This window comes from Mesorhizobium sp. C277A (genome assembly GCF_040324395.1).
GTDB lineage: Bacteria > Pseudomonadota > Alphaproteobacteria > Rhizobiales > Rhizobiaceae > Mesorhizobium.
In genome coordinates this window covers 1,577,914-1,600,996 of sequence record NZ_JAMYVW010000002.1, presented here as the reverse complement: position 1 = coordinate 1,600,996, position 23,083 = coordinate 1,577,914, and the positions used below count along the sequence as shown (strand labels likewise).

The following is a 23,083-nucleotide window of genomic DNA, read 5'->3' as shown; positions in this document are numbered from 1 at the left end:
GGTGACGTTGAACATCACCAGCCTGCCATGACCGCCCTCTCTCAGCGAATTTGCAGAACTCTCAGCACACTACCTTCCCTACTCGCAATGCGACGCGCGCTTCACGCCCTGCCTGTGATCGGTATGACTGAGATGGGGCCGCAAGCGGACCGTCAGCTTCGCGGTGAAAATCCTCAGAAAGCGGCCAGCATGTAGTCGTCGCACGGCTGAAAGAGAGGCGTGACGGGCGAGGAATAGGTCTGGTTTCACCTGATCACCTACGCAGGCAGTTCGACGATCATTGAGCGGCGAGAACGCGGCCCGAGGCAGGAGCTTTGAGCGTCCGATTTTTCACGATCGACCTTCAGGCTCGTCGAGCGCATCGTCTCGACGTTACTGCCGAAACCGAGCCTCCATGCCGGCGCCCTGGGGAGGCAAGACAGCCAGCAACTGGACGGCTCGGGGATTTAGCACCGTTCACCCAGAGCTTTTTGTCGAGATGCAGGCGTATCCGCTGGCCTTCTGCGAAGGACAGCGCAAACGATTCAGGCCGAATGAGCGTGTAATTTCCTGGTCGGTCTCTATGATGCGGACGACCCTACCCATTCGCCACTGGCTCCGACTACTTCCACGCAAGGCGTGGCCCTGCGAATTGGCACCACCTTGCCCATCACATCCTCCCTACGAAACGCAATGGGAAGTCGATTTAAGACCGTCGTAGTCGGGAGTTCAATAACTAATGCTTGCTCGGAATCGGACGAGCCATCCTGGATGGGCAGTACGAAGGCTGGTTGAATGGCTAACTTGTCATGCCACCTCGGTCAGGCGAACCTTCGGGGGACCTCCCGTGATATAGACTATGCTTCAGGTTGTTGGCATTCAGGATGGCTGCCAGCTCTTCAGCATACTCCATGTCGGGAAGGTCGACAGAAGGGTGGCCCACTATAATAGCCGGCTGCCCGGTGAACACGTCGAACACCGTCCACGTCCCATCCGGTTCCCGCCTTACCTCGTACCGCAGAGTTGCCATGAGGGGATCACATAGGTCGCCGTTTAGGGGTCGGAGTATTTGGTCCACGGTGACGCCGGGCCACCTGAAAGCACCGAGACAGTCGGCGCTTAGTAACGCGCCCGCCCACCCGACATGTCGAATACCGCGCCGGTATTGAAGTTGCTGGCGTCCGAGCACAGCCAGGCCACCATGTGGGCAACTTCTTCGACCCGGCCGAGCCGGTTCATTGGACTATCGGCGATCATTGTCTCGACAGCTGCGACCCCGAGGTTTCGGATCATGTCAGTATCGATTGGCCCAGGAGCGACGCAGTTCACGCGTATGTTTGTATTGGCAACCTCACGCCCAAGCGCCTTTGTGAAGACTACGATACCTGCGCTGGAGGCTGAATAGGCGGCAAGGTTGGCAAGTCCTTCCTTGCCCGCCAAAGAGCCCATATTGACAATGCGGCCAACACCCCATTTTCGCATGTGGGGCAAAACCAACTGCGTCACTTGCATCGTGCCGATCAGATTGGTTTCGATGATGCTTCGCCAGTCTGCAGGTTCGTGTTGGTCAAACGGGTGAAGGGTTCCTAGATAACCGGCGTTGTTAACCAGAACGTCTATACGCAGGCCACGATCGACGATCATGTTGATCGCATGGGTTACCTGATCGCGGCTGGTAATATCGACCTTCGTAGACACCACACCCTTCAGTTCGATCTGATCTCGATCCCACACGTGCACTGAAGCACCCGACGCTACAAGGCGCTCTACGATTGCCTTGCCGATACTCTTTGCTCCGCCGGTTACGACGGCTGTCTTGCCAATGAGGTCATATGATACCGGCACAAAGCCCCCATTCATGTGTGTTCACACGGGATAAGTTTAGCAGGATCGCATATTTTCGCCAGCGGCCAGATGGTCTGGGGGGCGCCGGAGCCAGCTATGACCTGATCGGTAGCGAGCTCCAGATCGTACACAGCTTCGCCTTGCGGCGCCGCCTGGCGCTTTTCGTCACCTTTTCCTGTTCAGATGCCTCTTGGCAGGTCAAGGGGGCTAGACGATGTTGTTCTTTGTCCCGCTCTCCTGCGGCGACACGCCATTGCCCAGTTTGAAAGAACCAAAGAGACAATCAGGACAGGCCGGCGATATTTCGATGAAGGGCTTTCGCCATTAGTTAGCGCAGGCTAATATGCGTTCTTCGCGGTCAGAGAGCCGCCTGCATGTTGGGCAGAGATGCTTTAGCACCTGATACAATCGTGCCAGCCGCGATGCCTATCCCAATTTGCCTTGGCGTCTTCCCCGACGGGCTCTGGCTAGAAGCATTCCAAACCGATCAGGATATCCGTGCCTATTGGAGAGGCTATGCCCTTGCGGGCACGGTGTGCGCCGTTTTGCTGATCATCGAGCTTGTGACAATTCACCTGCTGCTCTGACGTAGCAGCGCTGTCTTGATGGCGCTATCGCTGTAGCGGTCGGACCGCTCTAGTGCGCCTTCTCCGCCTCCATCGTTGAGCAGTCAATTTCAGCTCGAGCGGGCTGGACGAGGGGAGCGCGGGCGCATGACCGTGGTGCCTACATTCGTCGTGACCACGCAGCCCACCTTATATCGGCCGACCACCACGCTTCCGCTTGCATAAGCCTCGGCGCGAATTCGATCTTGCAGCATTTCGGGACCGAGTTCTGAAGCTGCGATAACGCCCATCTGCTCCATGACCGGAGCCATGGTCGCTGCGAGATTGGAGATCAGATCAATGCCGCTCATACTGTCTGATCCACCTCCGGCGAGAGCACTTACCGCCTGGCCCCGGCCGGCGTTTCGTTCGATTGGAAGCACCGGCGCAATGTCGCCGCGGACTAGCGTCCGTCATCTGCCCTGCCGTATGCATTCGGGGTAATGCCACCAACTGCGGTCCATGGTATGGTCCCGAGCGCACGCAGTGGCGCCTGATAAACAATCAGGAGTGAACGGGAGTGGCGGCCATTGAGGCGCTATAAGAAGTTTATTTTGCATTGCGGAATTCACAAGACTGGAAGCTCTTATCTTCAGGCGAGCCTGGCCTCCAATCGGGATCTGTTGGCGGGGAACTCGATCCATTACCCCGACCCCCACGACCCGGCCAATGAAGCGTTCGGGCCGCAGCACAGCATAGCCGCAATCGGTTACGACGACAGCAAATCGTTTGAGCAGAACGTTGGCGCGTTCTTCGCACTCGATTCCGATTGCGAGACGTTGCTGATGTCAGGCGAGGAATTTTCGCGAGCCAGCACTCATCCATCTATTTTTCAGGGTCTGTTGGATATTGGCGCCGAGGTGAAGGTGGTGTTCTATTTGCGGCGCTTCGATCACTTGCTTGAGAGCGTGTATGCGCAATGCGTCAAAGACTACCTGACGGGCCCCATCGAAGTCGCGGAATATCAACTTGATTTCTACGAAATCCTGCGACCGTTTGTTGAGGCGCTCGGACCTGATCGTGTTGTCGTTCGACCATACAACCCTAAATTTTGGCCCGGCGAATCGATCGGTCAGGATTTCTTCTCTGCAATTGGCTTGCCTCACCTCTGGGGCGCCATGAGGAAGCCGGCCGGCCGGATCAACGAAAGTCTGTCACGGCCGGAAACATACATGATTTCAGTTACTGAAGGCATCGCTGAAAAGCAGCGCTTGATGGACCACTTCCGAGCCCGGCCTTTCCCGGACTGCGACAGGGCCAAGTTCTTCCGGTCACCCGATTTTCGCTTTGACTTCAACCTGAGATACATCGGCTTGAACTCTGGCGTCGCCGCCCTCAATGGCGGGGTGGACATCACCGAGTTTCTCGATCTGGCCAACGTCGATGATGATCCACATTGGCAAGCGTTCGACCCGAACGACCCTCAGATAGTCGACTATCTTGAAACCTTCAGGGCCAAGCATTCGGACTTAGACGGTGGGGATGATTGGGAAGTGCAGTGAAGATGGCATCGAGGGGATGCGCTTTTAGGGCGCGGATAATCGGGCGGAAACACTTACCCAACCGTAGGGTAAGGGCCGCTAGCTAAAAGCCCGCCAACCTTTTTCGGTGGGCGGGCCTCTACTGTCGGAACTGGAGAGTGTCATGTCGACAGCTCCGGCACTTGCGAACGGTTTGGTTAGTGGCGCCAGATCAGCAGGCAGAGCTGGCGCAGGTCACGATCATAAACGCCCCGGCTCTCGATCACGTCGATGCAGCGCTTCTTGAACCGAGTGATTTCGGCGCTCGACATAGCGTCGACAATGCGAGGCAGATCCGTATTGGTCGGATGGTCGGGGGACTCGGTTCCGACAGTGGCACCGCTCGTGCCAGTGGGGGCAGTGGTTCCGTCGTCGCCAACTGCGGCGTTCGCCGGCATGCAAAGATTTGCGAGAACGGCTCCAATCGCCATGCTTCCCACCAGGATCTCAAAAATCTTTGTCATAATTCGCATCCAGGATGGCCCCTTTTCCAAACCAAGGCCGGCGGGATTTTGCTCGCAACCAGCGGGACGGTGACAGTCGTTGAGTGATTGATTGGGTATTGATCGAAAAACGGGAACGCGATCAGATAGGCGTAGTCGGCGGTAAGATGTGCCATGCGGAAACCTCCGCTGGCGGCATCAATTATCATCCACGACATCCTCCAATATCCGGGTGAAGGTGCTGAAAGACATAGCTCATTAGAAAGCACGGATAGATGAATGAATGTCTAAAAACTCCTTTCCTATTCTTTGCAATGACAGTGTTAGGCGTCCTTAGCCGTGTTAACCGTTGATCAGCGTGAGGCGAGTTCCTGCGGTATCGCGTTCAGCTCGGCCTTTGCGGCGTTGGGATGCGCGCCTCTCGCAAAAGCGATGGCCAGTTGTGGAGCTGCTATTTGTTCTCCTCGCGGAAGTCCTGCAGCGATGCATGCCGCAGGTCATCCTCGCCACGCAAGTGCTTCACGCGGCCGATCAGCCCGGCTTGACCCATTGCGTCGCAGGCCGCTTCATGACGCCCTTGGGCGCCGTGCCTGGGTGCTCCTGGACGCGTTTCCATAGCCTCTCGCGCATTTCCCGGTTCAAGGTGACGAATGCGCTGCCGACATAGCGCCCGGTGCCGCGCTCAGCCATCAGAGCGAAAGCCGGCTTGCCCGCTTCACGCTCGACGCCGAGCAGATCGAACTCGTCAATCGCATAGCACTTGGCCTTCAGCCAGTTGGTCGACGGACCGCTTCGGTATTTGCTGTCCTTCCGCTTCGACACCATGCCTCAAGTCCGGCCTTGTCGAGCAAGTGAAAGATGGCCTTGGCTTCCCCCGGCAAGGGCTCGCTGAACTGAATACGCCCGCCGGGCTCGATCATGCCGGCCAGGATCTCGCGCCGCTCCTCTAGCGCCATATCGCGCAGATCGTGGCCGTTAAGATGAAGCAGATCAAAGGCAACAAAATACAAGTCGTGCTGCCGGCGGGTAATGGCTTTGCGCAGCGCTGCGAAGTCCGAAAGGCCCTTGTCGTTCAGAACGACTATCTCGCCGTCGACAATGGCGCTTTCGGCACCAAGGCGCTTGGCCTCTCTCACCAGGTCGCGATATTTCGCCGTCCAGTCGTGGCCGTTGCGCGTATAAATGCGTGTGCCGTCTTCATCGATGATCATCTGCGATCGGTAGCCGTCGAACTTGACCTCGTGGGTCCAGCCTTCACCCTCGGGAGGGTTCTCCACAAGGGTCGGCATCAACGGCTCGATGAACTTCAAACGCATGCACTGATCCGCCCTCCGGCGATTCAATAAGATTAAGCTAAAATAGTTCCGAAACTGGAAATCAGCCTCTTGGGTGCAACAAACTCGTCAACTCGGCGTTGCGGGATGAGCGAAGGAGGAATCGATATGGCCGACGACAAGAGCAAGCGGGACTTCCGCGATCGGGACCGGGTCTCGGCCGATGAGGATTATGAAGTCGAGTATTTCGCAACAAAGACCGGCATCACACCCCAGCAGGTGAAAGAGCTGATCGCGAAGCACGGCAACCAACGCGAAACGCTGGAGCGAGAAGCGAAGGCTCTGCGGAAATAATGACCAGGCTATCGGATCTCGGCAGACCAATAATTGGGCACCGACATGAAGGCCCGCCCGCGAGCGAGCTCGATCATTTCATGCCTTGCCCTGTTTGCGGCCAACAGATCGACATGCGCGATTTTCGCCAGGTCGCTTATCATTCCGATCCGGATCACGATCAGCCTATCGAACTAGACGCCTAGGAACAAAAGTGCCGAAATACCACGTTGAGGAAATGGACGGCGATACCGTGACGGCTACCCACATCGTCAACGCGACAACGCCGATCAGGGCGGCGCGGGAAGCGACAGAGCGCGACATCACTCTGCGCACCACCGAGCCCATCTGGATCAGGGTTGCCGACGAAAAGCGCGGCCACATATTCGAATACAGTTTCAGCCTGTAGCTGGCGATCCAACCCGGCTGAGTTTGGATGGCATACCATGCCGTCGACTTCGATACGCAAGTTCGACTATGACCCGAACACCAGGGTTCTCTCGGTTTGGTTTGTAGCGAGCGGGAAGCATTACGAGTTTTTGGACGTACCTGCTGAGGCCGTTGCCGCGTTCAAAGCTGCCTTTGCCAAGGGCGTCTATTTTAACAGCCACATCCGCAATCGTTATGCATTCCGGCTCGCGGCAGGGAGGGCAGCAGCCGCGTCGGGCGATTGACAGAATTTCAGATTCGAGGCGGCCCGCGCCATCGCAGGGGAGCAACTGTGCGAATTGACCAGGTTCCGAGGGCAAACGAAAACGCCCGCCGGCCGGGCCAGCGGGCGCGTATTATATTAAGCTAGGTGCTGGGCCTATTTGCCCATCATCATCGCAGCTTTGCAGAAGTTCTCATGGGCCTTCGCAATATCTGCGTCAGCGCAGTCCTTCATCACAGCGTCCTTATCCTCCTGAGACATAGCCGACCAAGCGGTTTTCGCTTCGGCCTCAGACTTCATGGTCTTCATGCTGCTGTCCGTGAAGAAAGGAGACATTTTTGCAGGATCGTCGAGCGCAGACGTGCCAGTGGAACTGCCGGCAAAGGCCGATCCGGTCATAAGGGCAAATGTCGCGCCGAGAATGAGCATTTTCGAATTCATCAAAATTCCTCCGAATGCAACTGCTTGAATGCAGCCGTGCTAATTCAACGCTTGCGGGTAGAAAGGGTTTCCAGCCAAATTGAAAATTGTAGAAATTGCTACCGATATTTCGTCGTCAACCTAGGAGGAATTGGCCCGCAAGTTCGGTCAAGGCGGCCGGCGGCCACCATCGATGCTGCAATTGCCTGGCCGGTTGCCCCGGACTTGTTCAGGGATGGCCCGCGCTTGCTTCCGAGCGCGGGCCGACCATGATGAGTGAGGGGCGATCTTGGTCACCGGCAGGACCGCTTAAGAACGAGCCGGGTGTGACCGAACAGCCTCAGGGTGAGGATGTTCCCGACTGACGCAAAAAAGCCCGCCAGCGTGAGCCAGCGGGCAATCGGCCTTGAGTATACTAGAACGAGTTCCCCGGCTCGCTCGTTGAGAGGCATGAAAGACAAATGGGAATCTGACCACCAGTTCGTCGAAGGCGCCCGCCGTAGCCAGCGATGGGCGGAGAGAGAACTTGAATCCCTACAATCGACCATCCAAGAGACGCGCCGTGTCCTAGAGGCTTCACGGAAGCTCTTGGAAAAAATTGCCGAGCGCGAAGACCATACGCAGCCGTAGGGAATGGCCGGTGCAGTTGGGCATGCTTGTGGGCTTAACCGCACCGATATTGCATAAGTCACGGCTGATGGGCAAACCCACGGCCAGTACTTTCCGTGCAGGTGGACAGCTCGCCGGGCGAAGACCCCAACCACCTCGATCCCGGCGAGCCTAGACCTGATCAGAGTACGCGATCAGGACCGGGGATCAGCCGGCGATAGTGGCATCTCTTGCAGGTCAACCATTGTGAAGCACAGCTTCCTGATCGGACCTGCTGCCGTGTCGAATGGAATAGGCGCGAGTGATTTCCGCACCAAAAAGAAAAATTTCCGCCGAGTAGTAAGCCCACAACAGGATGACGAGCAGCCCACCGGCGGCCCCATATGAGGCCGCGACCGCGCTGGAGCCTATATACCAACCGATAAGCGATTTCCCGAGCGTGAACAGGGCAGCAGTCACAACAGCGCCAATCCAGACATCCCGCCATTCCAGGGTTCGATCAGGCAAGATCTTGAAGATGGCAGCGAAAATAGCTGCGAGGAGGACAAAAGAAACGACCGCGTTGATAACGCCCAGGACAAGTGTCCCGAACGGCAACTGTGCGTTGATGAGGTTGCCTAGGGCCGAAATCGCCGCGCTCGCGACTAGAGAGACGAGCAACATGAAGCCAAGTGCGGTGACCAGTCCCAGACTTACCGCACGTGCGCGCACCAGGCGCGACAACGAACTTCCCTGCGCTTCGACCTTCCATATCATGTTCAAAGACTGCTGTATTTCGCCGAAGACCCCGGAAGCGCTCACAAGCAAGGTGATGATGCCAATCACCGCCGGCCAAGTGCCGCCGGATGGCTTTTCGGATGCGCTCTTCAGTGCGGTTTGCAGGATATTTGCGCTTTCTGTACCCATCATCCCTGTGATTTGGGCGGACAATGCCGCTTGCGCTGCCTCGTGACCGAATGCGAGACCCGCAATTGCAACCACGATGAGCAGAATTGGCGCCAACGATGTTGTGGCATAAAAAGCGATTGCTGCGCCATGGCTGAGAGCATTGTCGTTGACGAACCCAACGACGGCTTCTCGCACCATTGCCCATGCATTTGTGATCGCGCGATGCATTTTGCGCCCCAGTCGAATTGGCGTTCACTAGCAATGCACCAGCACATGTGATGTTCCGGTTGCGGGCTGTGGCAGGAGTTTCGCACCGACTTCCGCGGAGGGTCGCCGGCATAGAACTTCCGCTCCGATGCGCTCGCATCGCCTTCGCCCCCATTTCGGGACGCGCATTTGATAATGGTTTTCTCAAGATCATTTTAGTTCGTTCGGAAACCATAGAAGCGGAGGCTGGCTCGTTTGCACCGACAAGGACAACAGCACGGAGGAGGTGTTGGAGGCGGCGCAGGAAGCTGGCGTGCATCCTGCGATCTCCGCCGGCCGCTGGCGGTACGAGCATCCGGACTATCGCCGCTTTTCCAAGCTGATTGGTCGAGGTGAGATTAAGGCAAGAGCCGGAAACGTACAAAGCAGGTTGCCGCAAACACCCCATTTTGGAACGGGACCCGCCCTTTGCTCATTATGGGTGGAATCAATTTATGAATGCAAATCCAAGGAATTTACGCCGTGCTCGCCAAGGATGGACAAAGCGGAGGAGTTCTATACCCGGCTTTTCGAGCGGAGGCCTGATGATCGTCCCATGGACGTGTTGATCCAATGGCGCAACGTCGCAGGCGCGAACTTGCAAATCTTCCATGATAAACGGCGAATGATAAAAAGCCCGCTGACGTCTGGCGACGCTGCAGGGATGGCCCGCGCCTGCTTCGGAGGCTGCGCGGGCCGACCATGACGAGTGGAGAGGACATCTTGGTCACCGGCACGGACCGCTGAAGAACGAGCCAGCTGTGGCCAAACAGCCTCAGAGCGGGAATGTTCCCGCCTGACGCAAAAACACCGTGGCTCAGCCGGCGGGCTCCGTTGCAGGGGCACTCAGGATAGTGCCACGGGCGCGGCGTCTGGGGTCAATGCAGTTTGCCGACTAGCCGAGCGTATTCGGCTTCAGCCCTGCCATATGACCCATCAGCCAGCGCAATCAGACGCGCTCGGTCAAGAATGACTACCTCTCCTCGCATTGAGCGTATCAGACCTTGGCCCTCCAAGGTTTGCAGCGCTATGGTGACGCCGGGCCGCCTGACACCGAGCATAACTGACAAGAACTCGTGCGTAATCGCAAAGCTGTTCCCGTCGACGCGATCATCGCACATCACCAGCCATCTTGAGAGCCTGTCGACGATGTTCATCCGGGCATTGCTGAGCGCGGTGAAGCTTGCCTGGAGGTGAAAGTAGTGAACGTAGCGGAGCAGAAAACTTCGCAGGGTTGGGCTTGTCAAAAGCGCCTTGGTGAAGAGGCCCGCGTCGATAACAAAGGCTCGGGCCTCTAATTGGACGTAACAATCGTGCGTTGACCGGTCATCGCCCATGATAAGCGCTGAGCCGGTCATACCCTCACAACCTATGATTCCGATCTCAGCTTCAATACCAGGCCGCAGTTCGCCCACCACTGACCCGAGACCGCTCTCGAAGAAGTACACGGTTCTGATTGGAGACCCCGCCACTTCGAGATGCGTCTTCAGTCCAAGGGAGACGCTTTCCAAATGAGGTTGCAGCAAGGCCAAATCTGCCGAGCACATTCGAAGCAGCAGCGAATTGCGATAGATGGAATTTTGGCGGGTGTCGCATTGCGCGGCAGTGTGAGTTCGTGAACTGGAGTCTGTCATAGCTCCCTCTGCCTATTGGGGCGGAAGCATGTTGATCGCTCACAGCCGACGGACGCCCTTAGAGTTGCCGTCGATAGCACACTGTATGCCTGCGGGCCGCGGATGTCCCATTTATTAACAACTGCGTTGATCAGCGCGAGCCAAGCTTTGGCGCGCCCGCGCTAAGACGGCATTCAGATACTCCAGGAATTCGTCATCGCTTTTCGTTGACAAGCCGACTTGTCGAGCGCGAGTCACAATGCGCTCCTGGAGTGAAACCGCTGTCTCATAGTGGTCCACGATCATCTGAAATGAAGCGCTCACTGGGGCGGATTCAAAGAGCTGTGCCATTGTGGCAATGTAGTTCCAAGATGATGAGAGTCGATGCGGCCGCTGCTTTGCGTAACAATCGTACAATGTGCTCAAGAATGTGCGGTTACCGGATCTAGACGGCCTATCCGGAGGTGGTGTGGAATTCTGCTGACTTAGCAGCACGGATAGAACTCGTGATCCGCCACGCAGCACGCGCCAGATAGGACCAATAGGGCGTAACTAGCGACGCGAGCGCCGCCGCTGCGATGCAGTGAGCCGAATGCGCCGAGGCCCATCAACTTCCACCGGGTCACCTCGGCAGTGGCCGCCTTCACCCCGGTCATGTCTTCGCTGAGCGATTCACCGCGTCTTCAGCCTTGGCAAAACGCTGCACCAGCTTGTCGGTCTTGGCGTACATCTTCGATCGGCTGGCGGCTGGGCGCTGCTCGGATTGCTCGTAAGAGAGCGCGGCTCAAGCATCGCTGTCGTTTAATGTCGCGCCGGATCTCGGTTGCGTCTCGCTGAACGCCCTCCATGGACGCCCTTCATCGTGGGTCCACCAGGGCTTTCTTGTTGTCTGAATAGCCGCCTTCGTGCGCGAGCACCTTGGCAGGCGCTTTCTTTTCGCGCGAAATTGCCATCGTTTTCAAGCGGGAGGGTCGGGATGCAGATTTTCGATGACATCGAGGCGCTGCTGGATGCGGGTGAAGCCTCGACGGCACTTAAGGAAGTGCGGGCGCTGGTGCATCAATTTGGGCGCGGGTCCAGTGTCTTGGCGGGCGCGATCGACGACCTCATTATTGACCTGTCGACGCTATCATTCGTCGCCGATGCTTACGGAGGCCGCATCGCAGAGGCGGCGCGCATCTTGGCCCGAAAAAGACTATTGAAAATCAAGTTGCTCGCACCTCGTCAAAGCGTTGAAGTGGTCAGCTAGAGATTGGTGGTCGCTACGAAAAACGTGTAGACCTGCTCGGTGCTCCGATCGCATCGAAACCTCTCGCGATCATCGGTTCCGTACGGACGAAAGAGCCGCCTGACCCTGCGACCAGATGAAAGCTTGGACTTGCGGCAGACCGCAAGCAGTTGGAGCTTGAATTGCCGACACACTCTCAGGAACCGTTGCCGGGATCGCACTCCATTGGTCGTCGGCCCAGATCCGGCGCGCCTCGCTTAAGGTGCCGGTCGAATATGGCCAGCTTCTCTTCGTAGCCGATCCGCACTCTGGACCTGCAACTATCGCATTTGAAACCGGCAATCGTTTTCAGCCAGGATCCCCTTCTCACCATAGGGCGTGAACAGGAGGGGCATTGGAATTCTAAAGGTACGTCGCGCAGTTCGTTTGATAGAGGCACTGTGCATGTTCTCCTCAGCGGCACGGCCACTGCAACAAAGTAGAAGGAGAAATGTTTCCGGCTTCGGCCATTTGCGCGAAAGAATCGGACCTAAGTCTAAATGGTGAGCGGCCTGAAACCCATTCGCCTTGCTATCGGCCTTTGCGTCGGAAATTGAAATAGCGAGGGTGATCGAAGGCGGCCCCGGGCGTGAGGCTGGCAAGTGGGGCCAAGACAGGGGCGGTAAAGCGGAGCCTGTGGCGATCAAATAACCGGTTCGCCCAGAATCTCGTTCACCCAGCTCATAGTTCTCAGCCCGTATGCCATTCCGGCGCAGTCGGCAAACCAGTCGAAGACACTCATGTCACGGCCTGTGACGCATTGAAGGATTTCGATCGCTGCGCCCGTTAAAGCAAGTAGAACCGCCAGCCGGACCACCTGTTGGGGCCAGCCGAGGCTACCCAAAGCCGACAAGGTGGCGAACGCGGCGGCGTGGTTGAGCTTGTCGTGATGAGACGTAAGGGCCAATCCGAGGGCGTGCAGCAAGTGGTCTGGCAATAGCGCGAGCAACAGGACGACCGCCAACGTGGAGAGAAAGGCAGCCCTTGCCATGCGCTGATAAAAGCTCCACTGCGGCAATCTATCCGCAGCACTCCCGGTTCCTAGTTCTCGCTTCCGATACTGGTGCACTAGGCAGAGCTCCAACCTGCATCTGAGCTACGAGCGCGAACAACTGGCATGCTTAACAGGCCTCCTGATGTCATCAGGAAGTTCCATGAAACAGCCTATGTCACTCTGGATGGTTCCATAGGGCGCTGCGAATGTCGCCCTCCATTGTGATGAGGCCGAGGGTTTCCTGCCGAAAAGACGCGGCGGAATAGGCGAGCCATTGGTACCGCTTGCGGCCAGGTGCGATGCGTATCGTGCTGGGCGGGAGCGGAACTCTTCCAGCCTTGGCCCGGCTGTGCAGCCGGGCCGACGCCCTTCTGAATTCAATTATCGCCGGCGTCGCGGCTAACAGACGAAACCGCTGTTTAGTCTGGCCATTCCTGCCTTGGTGATCTCGCCTCTACGTATTCCAATCCTAGACGCTAGGCCAGCAGCGGCCACTCGCGGCTGTCCATCAACAATCCCAAACATCAGGTCGCGGTTATATACAAAAAAGCCGGCCACCTTTCGGCAGCCGGCCAGTGCAAACAAGGAAGGGAACGTTGCACTGATGGGGCAGTGCACCGTCCGAAGCGTTTCCAGGCGACAATGTTCCACCGATGAGAGAACAAAGAAGGCTTCACCGCCAGCGCACATTCCCCTTAGCCGCGCTGTATTGCCATCGGCTAGTCTCTAAAGGCCTTTAACCAGCCACGGATCGGTGTCGTATCCGAGGCGCGGCTTTTCCGGCGTTCCATCGGCCGGCAATTTGGCGGTTCCGGTCGGCCTGCAGTCCAGCTCGAGCACCTGCTTCTTGGCCGACTGCTTCGTAGAGCAAAGGTCCGTGGCGTCACTCACCACCACCTTCTTCTCCTTGGCAACAGCGACACCAGTCCCAGCGATCACGATCGCCGCACAAAACGCAGCAACTCTCATCATACTTCCCCACCGTTGCGCCTCCGCAAAAGGCTGAGCATGACGTTACGGCACTTTTAAATTAGCGCAAGCGAATATTAGCTGCCTAGTCCCTTCACATCGGCTCTGGTCGCCTCCCCTTGCTGCCGGCGCCTTGCGATACCGGCAGCGCGATATGCTAGGATGGGCGCATGCCTGTTCATGACCGGGCGGCCGCTGTTAACGACTTGAGTTTGACATGGCAGAAGGCTGCAGCCGTCAAGTTTCCCAAGTCGTCGTGGCGATGAACGATCGCGTCGAGGATCGCTTACCAAGCGGCGTTTACTAAGTTCCGCTGGTGCAGCCCTGCGCGATCACACCATAACCACGTGATGACAAATCAGCCATGTGTGTGGCGCGGCGGGCTTGTTCCACTTGTGGCCGGCGCCTACCCACCCGGGTTCCCCAACCATGGCGTCGGCCATTTTCGTTCTCTCAGCGATTATAGGCCTTTGCTATCGGCCTATGTGTTGGCCTTGGATGGCGAGATCGCGGTTAGATCGCCTCGTTCGTTTGGATGTTTCGCTGGCGTTGGCAGGAGGCGCATATGTTCGCCAGCCGGCGGATACCACACCGCCCCACCGGTCAGGCCCAGCGCGTCCGCTGCAAAGTCCCCGCAGACCGCTGCTGGGCCGCTGGCGGGCAGCGGCTACTTGCTGACGATCCAATCCACCAAGCCAGTTTCGATCAGCTCGCACCCAGTGAAATCGCGCACCAGGGCCTTGGCTAAATCGCGCCATTGACACTCAGGCGTACCCGTTTCCCCTACTAGGGCTCGGAATGCAGAGCGGAGAACGTCGGCTTGAAAGGCGGAGACGGCAACAGTAGACGGGTCGGCATCTTCCCAGCCTAGCGCCACGTCGCGACGACGTGACCAAGGCGCTTCAGAAGCTCGCGTGAGGCTCGGATGGCCCTGCGCGATTGATCCATGTCCCGGCGAAATGTGGCGGGTTCCGCCATGGACTTCTGGCGCATCAGCAAGGTGGCCGTAGTGGCCGCTCGAGCGATATCTATGGGCGTTGCAACCATCGCAGCCTCCCAGAAAAGGCAATGGCAAACGACACATTAATAAGCTCGCCGAAACTCTCTCCGCAATGAAAAGAGTTGTACGAATTTTACCAACCCGCACCCTTTCAGTGATGCCGGGCCGCTGCTGTCCTCGCTCTTGTTCTGTCATCGTAATGAAGGACGACATCTCCGAGCACCCGTAGCACACCTGTTGCATGGAAAAAGCTGTAGGCGTTTATAGGTGCCCGGGCACTCCGCCATTTGTTTGCGTTGTGGAGCGGGACAAAGCAGGTTTCCTCACTCAGGCCGCCTACCGTGAAGCGGGGCACAAGCCCGACTTCGACGCATTGCCTTGGGAAGCTGAATACAGGGCCGCCAACTCAACGAAAGCCGGTCGTACGCCTAGCTAGCAACCAGGGGGACCGTGACGGTCGTGGCGTAATTTATCGGATACTGGTCGAAATACGGGAAAGCGATGACGAAGGCATAGCTGGCGGTCAGATGCGCCATCTTGAAACCGCCGCTGGCAGGGTCGGTCGCGATCGTCACAATGACGTTCTTCAGACCCAGGTTCACCAATTTCTGCGTGGCGATGGCCTGGATGTCGCTCTGCGAAAGCGTGTTGTTCAGCTGCAGCGCCCGAGAAGAGGTTTCCAGTGTATAGCGGACGGTCGACACGGCATTCATGGCCCAGCCGAAGGCGAAGATTCCGAACAAAAGCATCACCAGGAAAGGCGCGATCAAGGCGAATTCCAGCCCGGCTGCGCCGGAGCAGTCACGGCGCCACCTGGATCCGATCCTTTCAGCGGACACGGATCACCTCCTGATGGCTGATCGCGCGCGGGTCCGGGAAAACACCGAAGTTGAACGGGGGCACCCAGGTGCCCGTGGCCGTTATCTGGACGAAGACAGTCGGCAGCTTTGTTCCGCCGCAGATGGTGGTCTCATCCACGACCGTGGCGCCGCACAAATAGGAGCGGATCAGCACGACGGCGGCGTCCTCGGGCTTGTCGTTCCAGCTCGAAAGCGCGACCGCCTGCGTTCCCGTGTCATTGGACGCGCCGGCCATTACGAGATTGGCCGCGGTTTTAACGCCCGCGCGCATCTGCAGGTAACTCGTCACGTAGGACCAGCCGTCGGCGATGCCGAGGCAAACGAGGCACAGGACCGGCAGCAACATGGAAAACTCCACGGCAGCTATCCCGGATTTGTCCCGGACAATGCGCAAGGTCCGCCCACCCATCCCGCTACTCGACAAGCTGAACGGACAGTGCCGCCGGAATGTCGTCCATCCCGAGGCCTTTGCAGTTCTGCTTGATCGTCGTACTGCCTGACCACTGGATAGTGTCGGCGACGACCTGAGTGCAGCCACCGTTCCCCGAGAAGTTGCCAAGGTAGTTGACCTGCTGCCTGGGAAAATAGATGGCGCCGGTCAAAAGCGAGTCCGCTGTGCCGTTGAAGGTGCTCTGTGCCGCAGTCCCGGTCCTGTCGCCGTAGAACAGCACGCCGGAATAGGCTCCGGAGGTAGGCGCGCTCAGCGTCACCTTGGCGTTGCCGTTCATGCTGACGGTGTTGCTGCCTGCCATGAAGATGGTTACCCCGCTGCCGGCGACGACCGCGTTGGCGTTGACCTTCATACCGCCCTGCACGACGTAGACGCCGGGCTGCAGGGTGACGTTGCCGCTGAGGCTCATGCCGCTGCAGTAGGTGCCAGGCTGGAGTGTTTGCGACGTCTTGTTGCCGTTGACATTCTTGCAAGGGTTGCCGGCTGTCGGCGTCGCCAAGCCGGAGAAAGGATCGGCTGCCGGCAAGGCTCGGGTGATGTTGGACTTGCAGACCGTGGTCGCTGGATTGTTCAGCACCATGCCGCCGACCGTGATCAGGCAGTCGGCCTTGAGCACCGCCGAGCCCTGCGTCTTTATGGCGTCCGAGGCAATCGAGTCCGACATGACCGAACAGCCGGTGAGGTTTACGGTGGTGTTGCCGGAAAAGAGCGCAGCCTGGGAGGCCGACGGACTGAGCGCCAGCACACAAGCCTTGGAGGCGTCATTGATCAGCGCCACCGCCCTTGCCTGTTCGGCAACGGGCGCCTGGTTGAAAATCGCCGTGAAGTAGCGATCGAGATTCTGCTTGACGATGACCTCCACTGCCTTCTTCGCGGTGTTCGGGCCGGACAATGGCGGCGTGTTGACCTGGATCGTGCCCGGCGTGGCAAAATTGTTCGAGGTCGCGGACTGCGTGGCGGCGGCGATGATGGTCGGGTTATCGGAACCCGCGACTTTCTCGAGCGCGCCGGCATAGGCCGCGGCATCGGCAACGGCCTGCAGCTTGAGGCTGCTGTAATACCAAAAGGATGTCTCCACACCGAGGCCGGCGCCGCCAACCACGACCGGCAAGGTGAAGGCAACGATGACGGCAACGTTACCGTTCGTGGCGCGCCTTAGGCGGCTCAAAGCAAACCAAATCCGGGTGAACGCGTTGGATGCCATATGTATTAGAAACCACGAATAGATAAACGAATGTGTAAAAAACCCATTCCGATTCGATGAAGTCCGACCTGCCAGACGAAATAGGTGCGCTGCAATTCCTCCTCGCCTCGCATGTACCGAGATCAGGCCGCTCAATCTGCGGTCGATCTCTACGGGTTGGAAGCGGCGACCGCCGTGGCGCAGTGCGCTTTGGAGGCTCATTTCGACGGTCGACCAGATGACTATCGCTTTTGGTGCGATGTCTTTCACCAACTGAGAAGAGCAACTGAAGGAACTTTTGCCGCGAAATCGTGTTCGTTCGAGCATGACCAGAATAGCCGACCTTGGACCGCCTAAGCCCGGCAAGCCACACCAACCGCAGGACGGGCACGATCGATTTCACCCATGCCCGATCTGCGGCCAGCAGGTCGACAAGCGCGACTTCCGCCAGGTCATGTGGCACGAGCAACCAGATCATGAGCCGCTGGAGCTCGATCAGTGAGGCAGGAACAACTGGGCCGCCAGCCAGAAGCCGACGGCCATCAAAGACAAAACAACGAGTGCGACGAGGAACAGCCTCATCGCCGGTTCCTACCACGCGTCAGAACAAAACCCGCCGACCGAAGCCAGCGGGCTTTTGTTGCAGGGCCGTGGTTTGCTTAGGATGTGGATCGCGGTTCAACACTGGGTGCCAACTGCGCAGTCACTGCGCTCAGACGCCCACGTTTGGTCAGTACTGGCTTGCTGTATTCTTTCTTCATGCAGTCCCTCCAGTGGAAATTTGAGGCAAAGCGCATTTACAGCCAAAGGTTGTCAATCAGCCCGCGCCTTGTCAATTCAAAAGGTGCCCGCCGCCCTTGCGTCCGGCGGACGAGAGACGTCACACCGCAAGCATCTCACCAGCCATGGAATCGTCCAACACCGTCCAGGTACTGAGGTTACCTAGCCGCAGGAGGGTCCTGAAGCCGCACAACCTTGTCGAGATGTAGCCGTATCCGCTGGCCTTCAGCGAAGGACAGCGCAAACGATTCCAGGCCGAATGAGCGTGTAATTTCCTGGTCGGTCTCTATGATGCGGACGACCCATTCGCCACTGGCTCCGACCACTTCCACGCGAGGCGTGGCCTTGCGAATTGACACCACGTTGCTCATCACATCCTCCCTACGAAACGCAATGGCAAGTCGATTTAAGACCGTCGTAGTCGGTAGATCAATAACAAATGCTTGCTCGGATCGGACGAACCATCCTGGATGGGCATACAACGGGGGCTAATGCCACTTCAGTCAGGCGAACCCTCCGGGGAACCTCCCTTGAGATAGCGTCTGCTTCAGGTCGTTGGCATTCAGGATGGCCGCCAGCTCTTCGGCATACTCCATGTCGGGAAGGTCGACAGATGGGTGGCCCGCTACAATAGCCGGCAGCCCGGTGAACACGTCGAACACCGTCCACGTCCCATCCGGTTCCCGCCTTACGCCGTACCGCAGAGTTGCCATGAGGGGATGCTAATGGAAGCCGCGAATATATGGTACAAAAAATGCGAGCGGGCGATCGGACAACGGGCACGCCTTGCAGAAGTTTTGCCGCTACGACGGGTTCGGTCGGGCACGGCCAGAATAGCCAACCTCGGAGCGCCCATCCCCGGCAAGCCACATGACCTGACTGGGAAGAGCATTTCTATGCGCGCCCCATTTGCGCGCAAAAGGTAGACCGTCGCGACTTCCGCCAGGTGATGTGGCACGAGCAACCGGACCACCAGCCGCTGGAATGCGACGCCTAAGAGCGCAGCACAACCCAACTGGTCATCGCTATCGAAGCAGCGTTTGCGGGGCGGCCGCTTCTAGGCGCATGGTGGCTAGATGACCCGAATATGGGTGGGATCGGATGGCGCCACGATTTATAGCGAAACCACTGTCCTGGCCGACCGAACCGGCGGCTGGCTGGTCCGGGCCGGAATGAACCGGGGCAATGCCCGGCTCAACGGCTACGCTCTCGATCAAGTGCACCTGGTCCCGGAAGATCGCGCCGTGGAGGTCGGTTTCGGCGGCGCAGTTTTACTGCCGCAACTTCTCCCGTGAGGCAGCATTCGTTTGCGGGGTTGACCGCTCGCAGATGTCGTGAACGCTGCCTGCCGCCGGTTCGCCGATGCAGTGCGCGGCGGACGAGCCGAGTTCCGAATCGGGCTAGTCGAGGACTTGCCCTTGCCGGATAGCACATTCGACAAGGCTCTCAGCGTCCACACAGTGTACTTCTGGCAAAGCCTTAGAGCTGGATCCGCAGAGCTCGCTCGCGTCAAACCAGGCGGTCGCGTCGTGCTTGGCTTCCTCCCGAAGGCGCATATGGACAGGATGAACATGCCGGCCGAAATTTTTACACCTCGCGAGCCGGATGAGGTCATTGCTGCCTTGCGAGATGCAGGGTTCAGCGACCCTGAAGTGCGGAGACCGAGCACGGGAACCGCATGGCTCGTTGTGACAGGCACGCGAAGATAAGTTTCGGCGCCTGGAAGCGGAAAAGCCCGCCGCCGAAGCCAACTGGCTTTGTTGCAGGGGTTTGCCTAGGCTCCTCTGGGTTCAACACTGGGTGCCAATTGCGCCGTCACTGCGCTGAGACGCCCACGTTTGGTCAGTACTGGCTTGCTGTATTCTTTCTTCACTGCAGTCCCTCTCTAGCGAATTTCGGCAAAGCGCCTTGGGCCTAAAGGTTCTCACTCATCGGTGCAGGTTGATGGCGTGCACACAGCCGTTACGGCCGAGAGCTTCTCGCGCTTCTTTAGTTCCGGCTTCTGATAAGGCTTCTTCATGCAGGGTTCCCCACGTTTGTCCCTCAATGCGAAAATGCGGTGCGCCGACCACGATTGTCAACCGGAAACACTGAAGTAGCGGCCGAGCGACGCCAGGGGCCGGCACGCGCGGTCAGGGCGGCGTGCGCAGCGTGGATGCTGCAATTGCCTGGCCGGTTGCCATGGCCTGCTAACGAGCGCACACTGCTGCGGTCGCCTCGAAAAATCAAAAACAAACAGGCACGAGGCGCTTGGGAGCGATCATCAGGCTTTCGCCCGACCAGGGAGAAGGCCCATGCCCACACCGGCACAGAGCCGGCTCATGTATTTTATGGGCCAACTCGTTCACAACGAGAGCATCGTTTCCAAGCAGGATATTATCGTCGGCTTACTGGATCACGAAGGCAGTCCGACGGCCGACGCCGACGAATTGCTGGCGAACTTGCATCGATCACTGCAACAGGCCCGACAGAGCTTGCACGAGGCGCAAGAGATCTATGGAGTCAGAAATGCGGAGTAGCGAAAAAACAAAACTCGCATACACAGCCGCAGAGTTCGCCGAAAAACACGGTTTGACCGTGAAGGCAGCCGAAATCATCCTGTCCGTGAACGGCTCCTCACGTGTCGCTTGCGATGCAGCAGCACGCTCATTCAAAGAAGCGGTTGCGCACCGAGAACACAGCAATGACGGCGAATGAGGCCCGCGCCTGCTTCCGAGGCTGCGCGGGCCGACCATGACGAGTGGAGAGGACATCTTGGTCACCGGCAGGAATCGCTGAAGAACGAGCCGGGTGTGACCGAACAGCCTCAGAGCGAGGTTGTTCCCGACTGACGCAAAAAAGCCCGCCAACATGAGCCGGCGGGCCAAGTAATGGGTCGCTGTCCAATGAACGCGTTAGGTGTCTTCAGATGGATTTTGGTCGAGAAGCCGCCGCGCGTCAGGCGCAACAAATCGGGCGCCGATTGAACGCCCTGCGGACGCAGGAACGCCTTCGTCTCGCGGGCGCTCCGCGTAAGCAAATCTTCGCCGCCGAGAAGCTCAATCGTCTCGGCCCAACCGTCGTCTGCAAGCAATTCGTGTGTCATCGCAGTTAGAATCCCACCCGATTCCGCAGGGCAATACCTATCTTATCGCCTAGGCCCTTTGCCCCTACCGCCGAGACATGACCGCGCACCACGGAGCTGTCGAACATCTGCACCAGGTGCGCCGACGACGAGAGCGCAGCGAGATGATCAAAGAACGTTTCGAACACGCCCGCCTTGCTCAGCCGGTCGAAGCGTTTCCAAACGCTGTTCCATTTGCCGAAACGCTCCGGCAGCGCTCGCCATGTAATGTTGTGGACTGAGAATAGTGCAGAGCCTCCACGAATAGCAGGGTCGTCCCGACCCTTGGCTCCGCGCCGTGGCAGCGATCCGCGGAACACCTCCAGCGCCGCCGACCAATCCATCTCCGTCATCTTCGTAGACATTGCCGACCTCCAGAATCAGTCGGCAATCTATGAATCACACCGGATTCCTCTCAAACCAATACCGGTGTCGTTGCGCCCACTTCTGTGCCGGATAAGCAGAGAATAGGCCGGCAAACGGTGAACGCAGTTCGGGGAGTACCCGCACCAGATCGAGCTGATGGGCGAGATAGCCTGGAAGAAAGCTGATGCCCAATCCTATCGCCACGAGCGCCCTCACCGTTAGCAGATCATCGCAGGTGAGGCCCCCTGTCAGGTCAACACCGATCTTCCGGTCGCCCGCCAGCATCGGCAGCGGTCGCGCCCATGCCTTGCTGAGGGCGATTAGATCGTGATGTTCGAGTTGCTCCAGTGAGACAGGTGTGCCCCGGCGGCCGAGGTAGGCCTTGGAAGTGTCCTGAAGGACCCGTCACGAAAGCGCGTGAGATCAGGCTGGAATCGCGCAACGGGCCGACGCGCACGGCGAGGTCGATGCCGTCGGCGACGAGATCGGCAACGCGGTCGGTGACGAAGAGATCAACGGCGACCGCCGGATAAGCCTTACGGAACGCTGCAATAACAGGCGGTAGAAGCGTCTGCGCGATATCCACTGACGCCGTCAGCCGAAGCTGTCCGTCCATCCCCGCCGACTCTGCGCGAAGCTCAGCTTCGACGGTCTCGATTTCTCGCAGCGCGATGCGACACCGCTCGAAATAGGCTTGGCCCTCGGGCGTAGCGCGCAGCTTTCTGGTCGTGCGCTGGATCAACGAGAGCCCGAGCCGTCGCTCCAGGGCCGCGACCTTGGCGCTCACTGTCGTTGCAGGCATGCCGAGACGGCGCGCCGCGCCGGCAAAGCTCCCTGCCTCGAGGACGTTGATGAAGACACATATCTCGTCGATGCGCATTCCCGGATTATGCAGAAAACGGGATGCTCATTCCAGTCATCTCATATTTTCCGGGCAATGCATTTGCGCGATATTTACGCTTGTCGAAATCGCCAGCAGGGGAGCGGAGGCCATGAACGATCAATCGATCAATCCCAATGACGCCGCCAGCTTCGTCGAAAAATATGCCATCAACCCGCGCGTTCGGGTCGGTCACGTCCATCTCAACGTCGCCGACATCGAGCGATCGCTAGCCTTTTATTGCGGTGCCCTCGGGTTCGGCGTCAACCTGTCGCTAGGCGAGGAGGCTGCCTTTCTCGCGGCGGGCGGATATCACCATCATCTGGCGCTCACTAACTGGAAAGGCCGCGGCGGCGCCGCGCCCCCCATTGGCACGACGGGCCTACACCATGTCGCCTTTCTCTATCCGACACGGGCGGCGTTGGCGGCTGCGCTGCGCCGCCTGCGAGCAGCAGGGGTGACGCTCACCGGCGCGAATGACCATGGCGGCTCGGAGGCGATCTATGTGCGCGATCCCGACGGCAACGGGGTAGAACTCTATTGGGATCGCCCGGAAGCGGAATGGCCGCGCAACCCGGACGGCGCGCTGAAACTGGTCAGCAATCCGCTCGACGTGGACAATCTCGCCCACGAGGGGGCATCAGACTGCTAAGCTGGCCACCGCCATGGCGGGCTGCGTTCGGAGGACTGCTGCGACAGTGCTAGCCATTCACCGAGCCACGGAGCCGGTTGGCTGCGAGCGGAGGGCAACCATTCGGCTGGCGGGCTTCGCCACCCCAGGTAATAAAGTGTACGCTTCGAGA

At 58.5% G+C, this 23,083-nt stretch carries 32 protein-coding genes and 1 pseudogene; 13 read left to right on the top strand and 20 right to left on the bottom strand.

The genetic code is table 11. From position 1 onward, the window contains the following. Positions 1-1,098: 1,098 nt before the first annotated feature. Positions 1,099-1,839: an SDR family NAD(P)-dependent oxidoreductase gene (locus NKK52_RS08015; RefSeq protein WP_023673881.1), complete on the bottom strand. Its 741-nt coding sequence runs from the start codon at positions 1,837-1,839 to the stop codon at positions 1,099-1,101. 359 nt (positions 1,840-2,198) lie between these two features. On the opposite strand from NKK52_RS08015, the gene NKK52_RS08010 reads away from it, so the two are divergent. Beyond that, the gene (locus NKK52_RS08010) at positions 2,199-2,411 is read left to right on the top strand and encodes a hypothetical protein (RefSeq protein WP_023695016.1); all 213 of its coding nucleotides are present in this window, start codon (positions 2,199-2,201) and stop codon (positions 2,409-2,411) included. Between the two features lie 89 nt (positions 2,412-2,500). Here NKK52_RS08010 and NKK52_RS08005 read toward each other — a convergent pair whose 3' ends face one another. Then, positions 2,501-2,740, bottom strand: a complete 240-nt coding sequence (locus NKK52_RS08005) for a hypothetical protein (RefSeq protein WP_023673879.1) — start codon at positions 2,738-2,740, stop codon at positions 2,501-2,503. A gap of 219 nt (positions 2,741-2,959) precedes the next feature. Between NKK52_RS08005 and NKK52_RS08000 the strand changes: the two genes are divergently transcribed. Beyond that, a complete protein-coding gene (locus NKK52_RS08000; protein WP_023707400.1) occupies positions 2,960-3,931 on the top strand; it encodes a hypothetical protein in 972 nt (323 codons plus the stop codon). Positions 3,932-4,107: 176 nt separating this feature from the next. On the opposite strand, the gene NKK52_RS07995 is transcribed toward NKK52_RS08000, so the two are convergent. The 3 genes and pseudogenes from NKK52_RS07995 to NKK52_RS07985 all read right to left on the bottom strand — a co-directional run bounded on the left by NKK52_RS07995 (position 4,108) and on the right by NKK52_RS07985 (position 5,708). Continuing rightward, positions 4,108-4,413, bottom strand: a complete 306-nt coding sequence (locus tag NKK52_RS07995; protein WP_023673877.1) for a hypothetical protein — start codon at positions 4,411-4,413, stop codon at positions 4,108-4,110. Further along, positions 4,410-4,568, bottom strand: coding sequence for a hypothetical protein (locus tag NKK52_RS07990; protein WP_155929886.1), 159 nt, complete (start codon positions 4,566-4,568; stop codon positions 4,410-4,412). The genes NKK52_RS07995 and NKK52_RS07990 overlap by 4 nt, the downstream gene beginning before the upstream one ends. 275 nt (positions 4,569-4,843) lie before the next feature. Continuing rightward, positions 4,844-5,708, bottom strand: a pseudogene (locus NKK52_RS07985) (ATP-dependent DNA ligase). A 126-nt stretch (positions 5,709-5,834) separates the two neighbouring features. Between NKK52_RS07985 and NKK52_RS07980 the strand changes: the two are divergent. From NKK52_RS07980 to NKK52_RS07970, 3 genes are all read left to right on the top strand, one after another. Then, complete coding sequence (locus tag NKK52_RS07980; protein WP_023815822.1) at positions 5,835-6,020, top strand: DUF3606 domain-containing protein; 186 nt, start codon at positions 5,835-5,837, stop codon at positions 6,018-6,020. A 193-nt stretch (positions 6,021-6,213) separates the two neighbouring features. After that, on the top strand, positions 6,214-6,408 hold the full coding sequence (locus NKK52_RS07975) for a hypothetical protein (RefSeq protein WP_023699326.1): 195 nt from the start codon (positions 6,214-6,216) through the stop codon (positions 6,406-6,408). A gap of 37 nt (positions 6,409-6,445) precedes the next feature. Further along, positions 6,446-6,673, top strand: coding sequence for a KTSC domain-containing protein (locus tag NKK52_RS07970; RefSeq protein WP_023673160.1), 228 nt, complete (start codon positions 6,446-6,448; stop codon positions 6,671-6,673). Between the two features lie 134 nt (positions 6,674-6,807). Here the strand turns inward: NKK52_RS07970 and NKK52_RS07965 are convergent, their stop codons facing one another. Then, positions 6,808-7,092 carry a hypothetical protein gene (locus NKK52_RS07965; RefSeq protein ID WP_023673895.1) on the bottom strand — a complete coding sequence of 95 codons (285 nt, stop codon included), beginning with the start codon at positions 7,090-7,092 and terminating at the stop codon, positions 6,808-6,810. A gap of 825 nt (positions 7,093-7,917) precedes the next feature. Continuing rightward, a complete protein-coding gene (locus NKK52_RS07960) occupies positions 7,918-8,796 on the bottom strand; it encodes a YihY/virulence factor BrkB family protein (protein WP_286456758.1) in 879 nt (292 codons plus the stop codon). A 268-nt stretch (positions 8,797-9,064) separates the two neighbouring features. On the opposite strand from NKK52_RS07960, the gene NKK52_RS07955 reads away from it, so the two are divergent. Then, a complete protein-coding gene (locus NKK52_RS07955) occupies positions 9,065-9,520 on the top strand; it encodes a hypothetical protein (RefSeq protein WP_245263183.1) in 456 nt (151 codons plus the stop codon). 172 nt (positions 9,521-9,692) lie between these two features. Here the strand turns inward: NKK52_RS07955 and NKK52_RS07950 are convergent, their stop codons facing one another. Then, positions 9,693-10,448 (bottom strand): Crp/Fnr family transcriptional regulator, encoded by a 756-nt coding sequence (locus tag NKK52_RS07950; RefSeq protein WP_023706251.1) that lies wholly within the window; start codon positions 10,446-10,448, stop codon positions 9,693-9,695. A gap of 464 nt (positions 10,449-10,912) precedes the next feature. Then, positions 10,913-11,035 (bottom strand): hypothetical protein, encoded by a 123-nt coding sequence (locus NKK52_RS07945; protein ID WP_245261978.1) that lies wholly within the window; start codon positions 11,033-11,035, stop codon positions 10,913-10,915. 368 nt (positions 11,036-11,403) lie between these two features. Here NKK52_RS07945 and NKK52_RS07940 point away from each other — a divergent pair, with 368 nt between their 5' ends. After that, entirely contained in the window at positions 11,404-11,676 is a 273-nt protein-coding gene (locus tag NKK52_RS07940; protein WP_023673958.1) for a hypothetical protein, read from the top strand. Between the two features lie 661 nt (positions 11,677-12,337). On the opposite strand, the gene NKK52_RS07935 is transcribed toward NKK52_RS07940, so the two are convergent. The 5 genes from NKK52_RS07935 to NKK52_RS07915 form a co-directional block, all read right to left on the bottom strand. Beyond that, a complete protein-coding gene (locus NKK52_RS07935; RefSeq protein ID WP_023686079.1) occupies positions 12,338-12,685 on the bottom strand; it encodes a VanZ family protein in 348 nt (115 codons plus the stop codon). A 729-nt stretch (positions 12,686-13,414) separates the two neighbouring features. Next, complete coding sequence (locus tag NKK52_RS07930) at positions 13,415-13,660, bottom strand: hypothetical protein (RefSeq protein WP_023686078.1); 246 nt, start codon at positions 13,658-13,660, stop codon at positions 13,415-13,417. Positions 13,661-15,085: 1,425 nt separating this feature from the next. Continuing rightward, complete coding sequence (locus NKK52_RS07925; protein WP_023708223.1) at positions 15,086-15,496, bottom strand: TadE/TadG family type IV pilus assembly protein; 411 nt, start codon at positions 15,494-15,496, stop codon at positions 15,086-15,088. Beyond that, positions 15,486-15,926 (bottom strand): TadE/TadG family type IV pilus assembly protein, encoded by a 441-nt coding sequence (locus NKK52_RS07920; RefSeq protein WP_031204579.1) that lies wholly within the window; start codon positions 15,924-15,926, stop codon positions 15,486-15,488. The genes NKK52_RS07925 and NKK52_RS07920 overlap by 11 nt, the downstream gene beginning before the upstream one ends. 4 nt (positions 15,927-15,930) lie before the next feature. Continuing rightward, complete coding sequence (locus NKK52_RS07915) at positions 15,931-17,136, bottom strand: pilus assembly protein TadG-related protein (RefSeq protein ID WP_348524259.1); 1,206 nt, start codon at positions 17,134-17,136, stop codon at positions 15,931-15,933. Positions 17,137-17,283: 147 nt separating this feature from the next. Here NKK52_RS07915 and NKK52_RS32220 point away from each other — a divergent pair, with 147 nt between their 5' ends. Beyond that, positions 17,284-17,508, top strand: coding sequence for a Y4oE-related protein (locus NKK52_RS32220; RefSeq protein ID WP_084013115.1), 225 nt, complete (start codon positions 17,284-17,286; stop codon positions 17,506-17,508). 581 nt (positions 17,509-18,089) lie between these two features. Here the strand turns inward: NKK52_RS32220 and NKK52_RS07910 are convergent. After that, positions 18,090-18,302 carry a hypothetical protein gene (locus tag NKK52_RS07910; protein ID WP_023690461.1) on the bottom strand — a complete coding sequence of 71 codons (213 nt, stop codon included), beginning with the start codon at positions 18,300-18,302 and terminating at the stop codon, positions 18,090-18,092. A 132-nt stretch (positions 18,303-18,434) separates the two neighbouring features. Continuing rightward, complete coding sequence (locus NKK52_RS07905; protein ID WP_023670655.1) at positions 18,435-18,644, bottom strand: hypothetical protein; 210 nt, start codon at positions 18,642-18,644, stop codon at positions 18,435-18,437. A 363-nt stretch (positions 18,645-19,007) separates the two neighbouring features. Here NKK52_RS07905 and NKK52_RS07900 point away from each other — a divergent pair, with 363 nt between their 5' ends. From NKK52_RS07900 to NKK52_RS07885, 4 genes are all read left to right on the top strand, one after another. Further along, complete coding sequence (locus NKK52_RS07900) at positions 19,008-19,226, top strand: hypothetical protein (RefSeq protein WP_023685378.1); 219 nt, start codon at positions 19,008-19,010, stop codon at positions 19,224-19,226. A 39-nt stretch (positions 19,227-19,265) separates the two neighbouring features. Next, positions 19,266-19,640, top strand: a complete 375-nt coding sequence (locus tag NKK52_RS07895) for a class I SAM-dependent methyltransferase (protein WP_023807738.1) — start codon at positions 19,266-19,268, stop codon at positions 19,638-19,640. 585 nt (positions 19,641-20,225) lie between these two features. Further along, a complete protein-coding gene (locus NKK52_RS07890) occupies positions 20,226-20,450 on the top strand; it encodes a hypothetical protein (protein ID WP_023670653.1) in 225 nt (74 codons plus the stop codon). Then, positions 20,440-20,628, top strand: a complete 189-nt coding sequence (locus NKK52_RS07885; RefSeq protein ID WP_245263151.1) for a hypothetical protein — start codon at positions 20,440-20,442, stop codon at positions 20,626-20,628. Before NKK52_RS07890 ends, NKK52_RS07885 begins: the two co-directional genes overlap by 11 nt. 109 nt (positions 20,629-20,737) lie before the next feature. On the opposite strand, the gene NKK52_RS07880 is transcribed toward NKK52_RS07885, so the two are convergent. From NKK52_RS07880 to NKK52_RS07865, 4 genes are read right to left on the bottom strand one after another with little or no spacing between them, the layout of a single operon-like run. Then, positions 20,738-21,016: a hypothetical protein gene (locus tag NKK52_RS07880; RefSeq protein WP_023670652.1), complete on the bottom strand. Its 279-nt coding sequence runs from the start codon at positions 21,014-21,016 to the stop codon at positions 20,738-20,740. A gap of 5 nt (positions 21,017-21,021) precedes the next feature. Further along, entirely contained in the window at positions 21,022-21,399 is a 378-nt protein-coding gene (locus tag NKK52_RS07875; protein ID WP_023685380.1) for a transposase, read from the bottom strand. Positions 21,400-21,433: 34 nt separating this feature from the next. Further along, positions 21,434-21,748 (bottom strand): LysR substrate-binding domain-containing protein, encoded by a 315-nt coding sequence (locus tag NKK52_RS07870; RefSeq protein ID WP_081725499.1) that lies wholly within the window; start codon positions 21,746-21,748, stop codon positions 21,434-21,436. Continuing rightward, entirely contained in the window at positions 21,654-22,280 is a 627-nt protein-coding gene (locus tag NKK52_RS07865) for a LysR family transcriptional regulator (protein ID WP_023670649.1), read from the bottom strand. The genes NKK52_RS07870 and NKK52_RS07865 overlap by 95 nt, the downstream gene beginning before the upstream one ends. A gap of 112 nt (positions 22,281-22,392) precedes the next feature. Between NKK52_RS07865 and NKK52_RS07860 the strand changes: the two genes are divergently transcribed. Next, positions 22,393-22,932, top strand: a complete 540-nt coding sequence (locus NKK52_RS07860) for a VOC family protein (protein WP_031204353.1) — start codon at positions 22,393-22,395, stop codon at positions 22,930-22,932. Positions 22,933-23,083: the final 151 nt, after the last annotated feature.

Coding starts and splice junctions, on each gene's coding strand:
- NKK52_RS08015 (WP_023673881.1), bottom strand. CDS start 1,839: ATGAATGGGGGCTTTGTGCCGGTATCATATGACCTCATTGGCAAGACA.
- NKK52_RS08010 (WP_023695016.1), top strand. CDS start 2,199: ATGTTGGGCAGAGATGCTTTAGCACCTGATACAATCGTGCCAGCCGCG.
- NKK52_RS08005 (WP_023673879.1), bottom strand. CDS start 2,740: ATGAGCGGCATTGATCTGATCTCCAATCTCGCAGCGACCATGGCTCCG.
- NKK52_RS07995 (WP_023673877.1), bottom strand. CDS start 4,413: ATGACAAAGATTTTTGAGATCCTGGTGGGAAGCATGGCGATTGGAGCC.
- NKK52_RS07990 (WP_155929886.1), bottom strand. CDS start 4,568: ATGGCACATCTTACCGCCGACTACGCCTATCTGATCGCGTTCCCGTTT.
- NKK52_RS07980 (WP_023815822.1), top strand. CDS start 5,835: ATGGCCGACGACAAGAGCAAGCGGGACTTCCGCGATCGGGACCGGGTC.
- NKK52_RS07970 (WP_023673160.1), top strand. CDS start 6,446: ATGCCGTCGACTTCGATACGCAAGTTCGACTATGACCCGAACACCAGG.
- NKK52_RS07965 (WP_023673895.1), bottom strand. CDS start 7,092: ATGAATTCGAAAATGCTCATTCTCGGCGCGACATTTGCCCTTATGACC.
- NKK52_RS07960 (WP_286456758.1), bottom strand. CDS start 8,796: ATGCATCGCGCGATCACAAATGCATGGGCAATGGTGCGAGAAGCCGTC.
- NKK52_RS07950 (WP_023706251.1), bottom strand. CDS start 10,448: ATGACAGACTCCAGTTCACGAACTCACACTGCCGCGCAATGCGACACC.
- NKK52_RS07945 (WP_245261978.1), bottom strand. CDS start 11,035: ATGGGCCTCGGCGCATTCGGCTCACTGCATCGCAGCGGCGGCGCTCGC.
- NKK52_RS07940 (WP_023673958.1), top strand. CDS start 11,404: ATGCAGATTTTCGATGACATCGAGGCGCTGCTGGATGCGGGTGAAGCC.
- NKK52_RS07935 (WP_023686079.1), bottom strand. CDS start 12,685: ATGGCAAGGGCTGCCTTTCTCTCCACGTTGGCGGTCGTCCTGTTGCTC.
- NKK52_RS07930 (WP_023686078.1), bottom strand. CDS start 13,660: ATGATGAGAGTTGCTGCGTTTTGTGCGGCGATCGTGATCGCTGGGACT.
- NKK52_RS07920 (WP_031204579.1), bottom strand. CDS start 15,926: ATGGGTGGGCGGACCTTGCGCATTGTCCGGGACAAATCCGGGATAGCT.
- NKK52_RS32220 (WP_084013115.1), top strand. CDS start 17,284: ATGTACCGAGATCAGGCCGCTCAATCTGCGGTCGATCTCTACGGGTTG.
- NKK52_RS07910 (WP_023690461.1), bottom strand. CDS start 18,302: ATGAGCAACGTGGTGTCAATTCGCAAGGCCACGCCTCGCGTGGAAGTG.
- NKK52_RS07905 (WP_023670655.1), bottom strand. CDS start 18,644: ATGGCAACTCTGCGGTACGGCGTAAGGCGGGAACCGGATGGGACGTGG.
- NKK52_RS07900 (WP_023685378.1), top strand. CDS start 19,008: ATGACCCGAATATGGGTGGGATCGGATGGCGCCACGATTTATAGCGAA.
- NKK52_RS07890 (WP_023670653.1), top strand. CDS start 20,226: ATGCCCACACCGGCACAGAGCCGGCTCATGTATTTTATGGGCCAACTC.
- NKK52_RS07885 (WP_245263151.1), top strand. CDS start 20,440: ATGCGGAGTAGCGAAAAAACAAAACTCGCATACACAGCCGCAGAGTTC.
- NKK52_RS07880 (WP_023670652.1), bottom strand. CDS start 21,016: ATGACACACGAATTGCTTGCAGACGACGGTTGGGCCGAGACGATTGAG.
- NKK52_RS07875 (WP_023685380.1), bottom strand. CDS start 21,399: ATGTCTACGAAGATGACGGAGATGGATTGGTCGGCGGCGCTGGAGGTG.
- NKK52_RS07865 (WP_023670649.1), bottom strand. CDS start 22,280: ATGCGCATCGACGAGATATGTGTCTTCATCAACGTCCTCGAGGCAGGG.
- NKK52_RS07860 (WP_031204353.1), top strand. CDS start 22,393: ATGAACGATCAATCGATCAATCCCAATGACGCCGCCAGCTTCGTCGAA.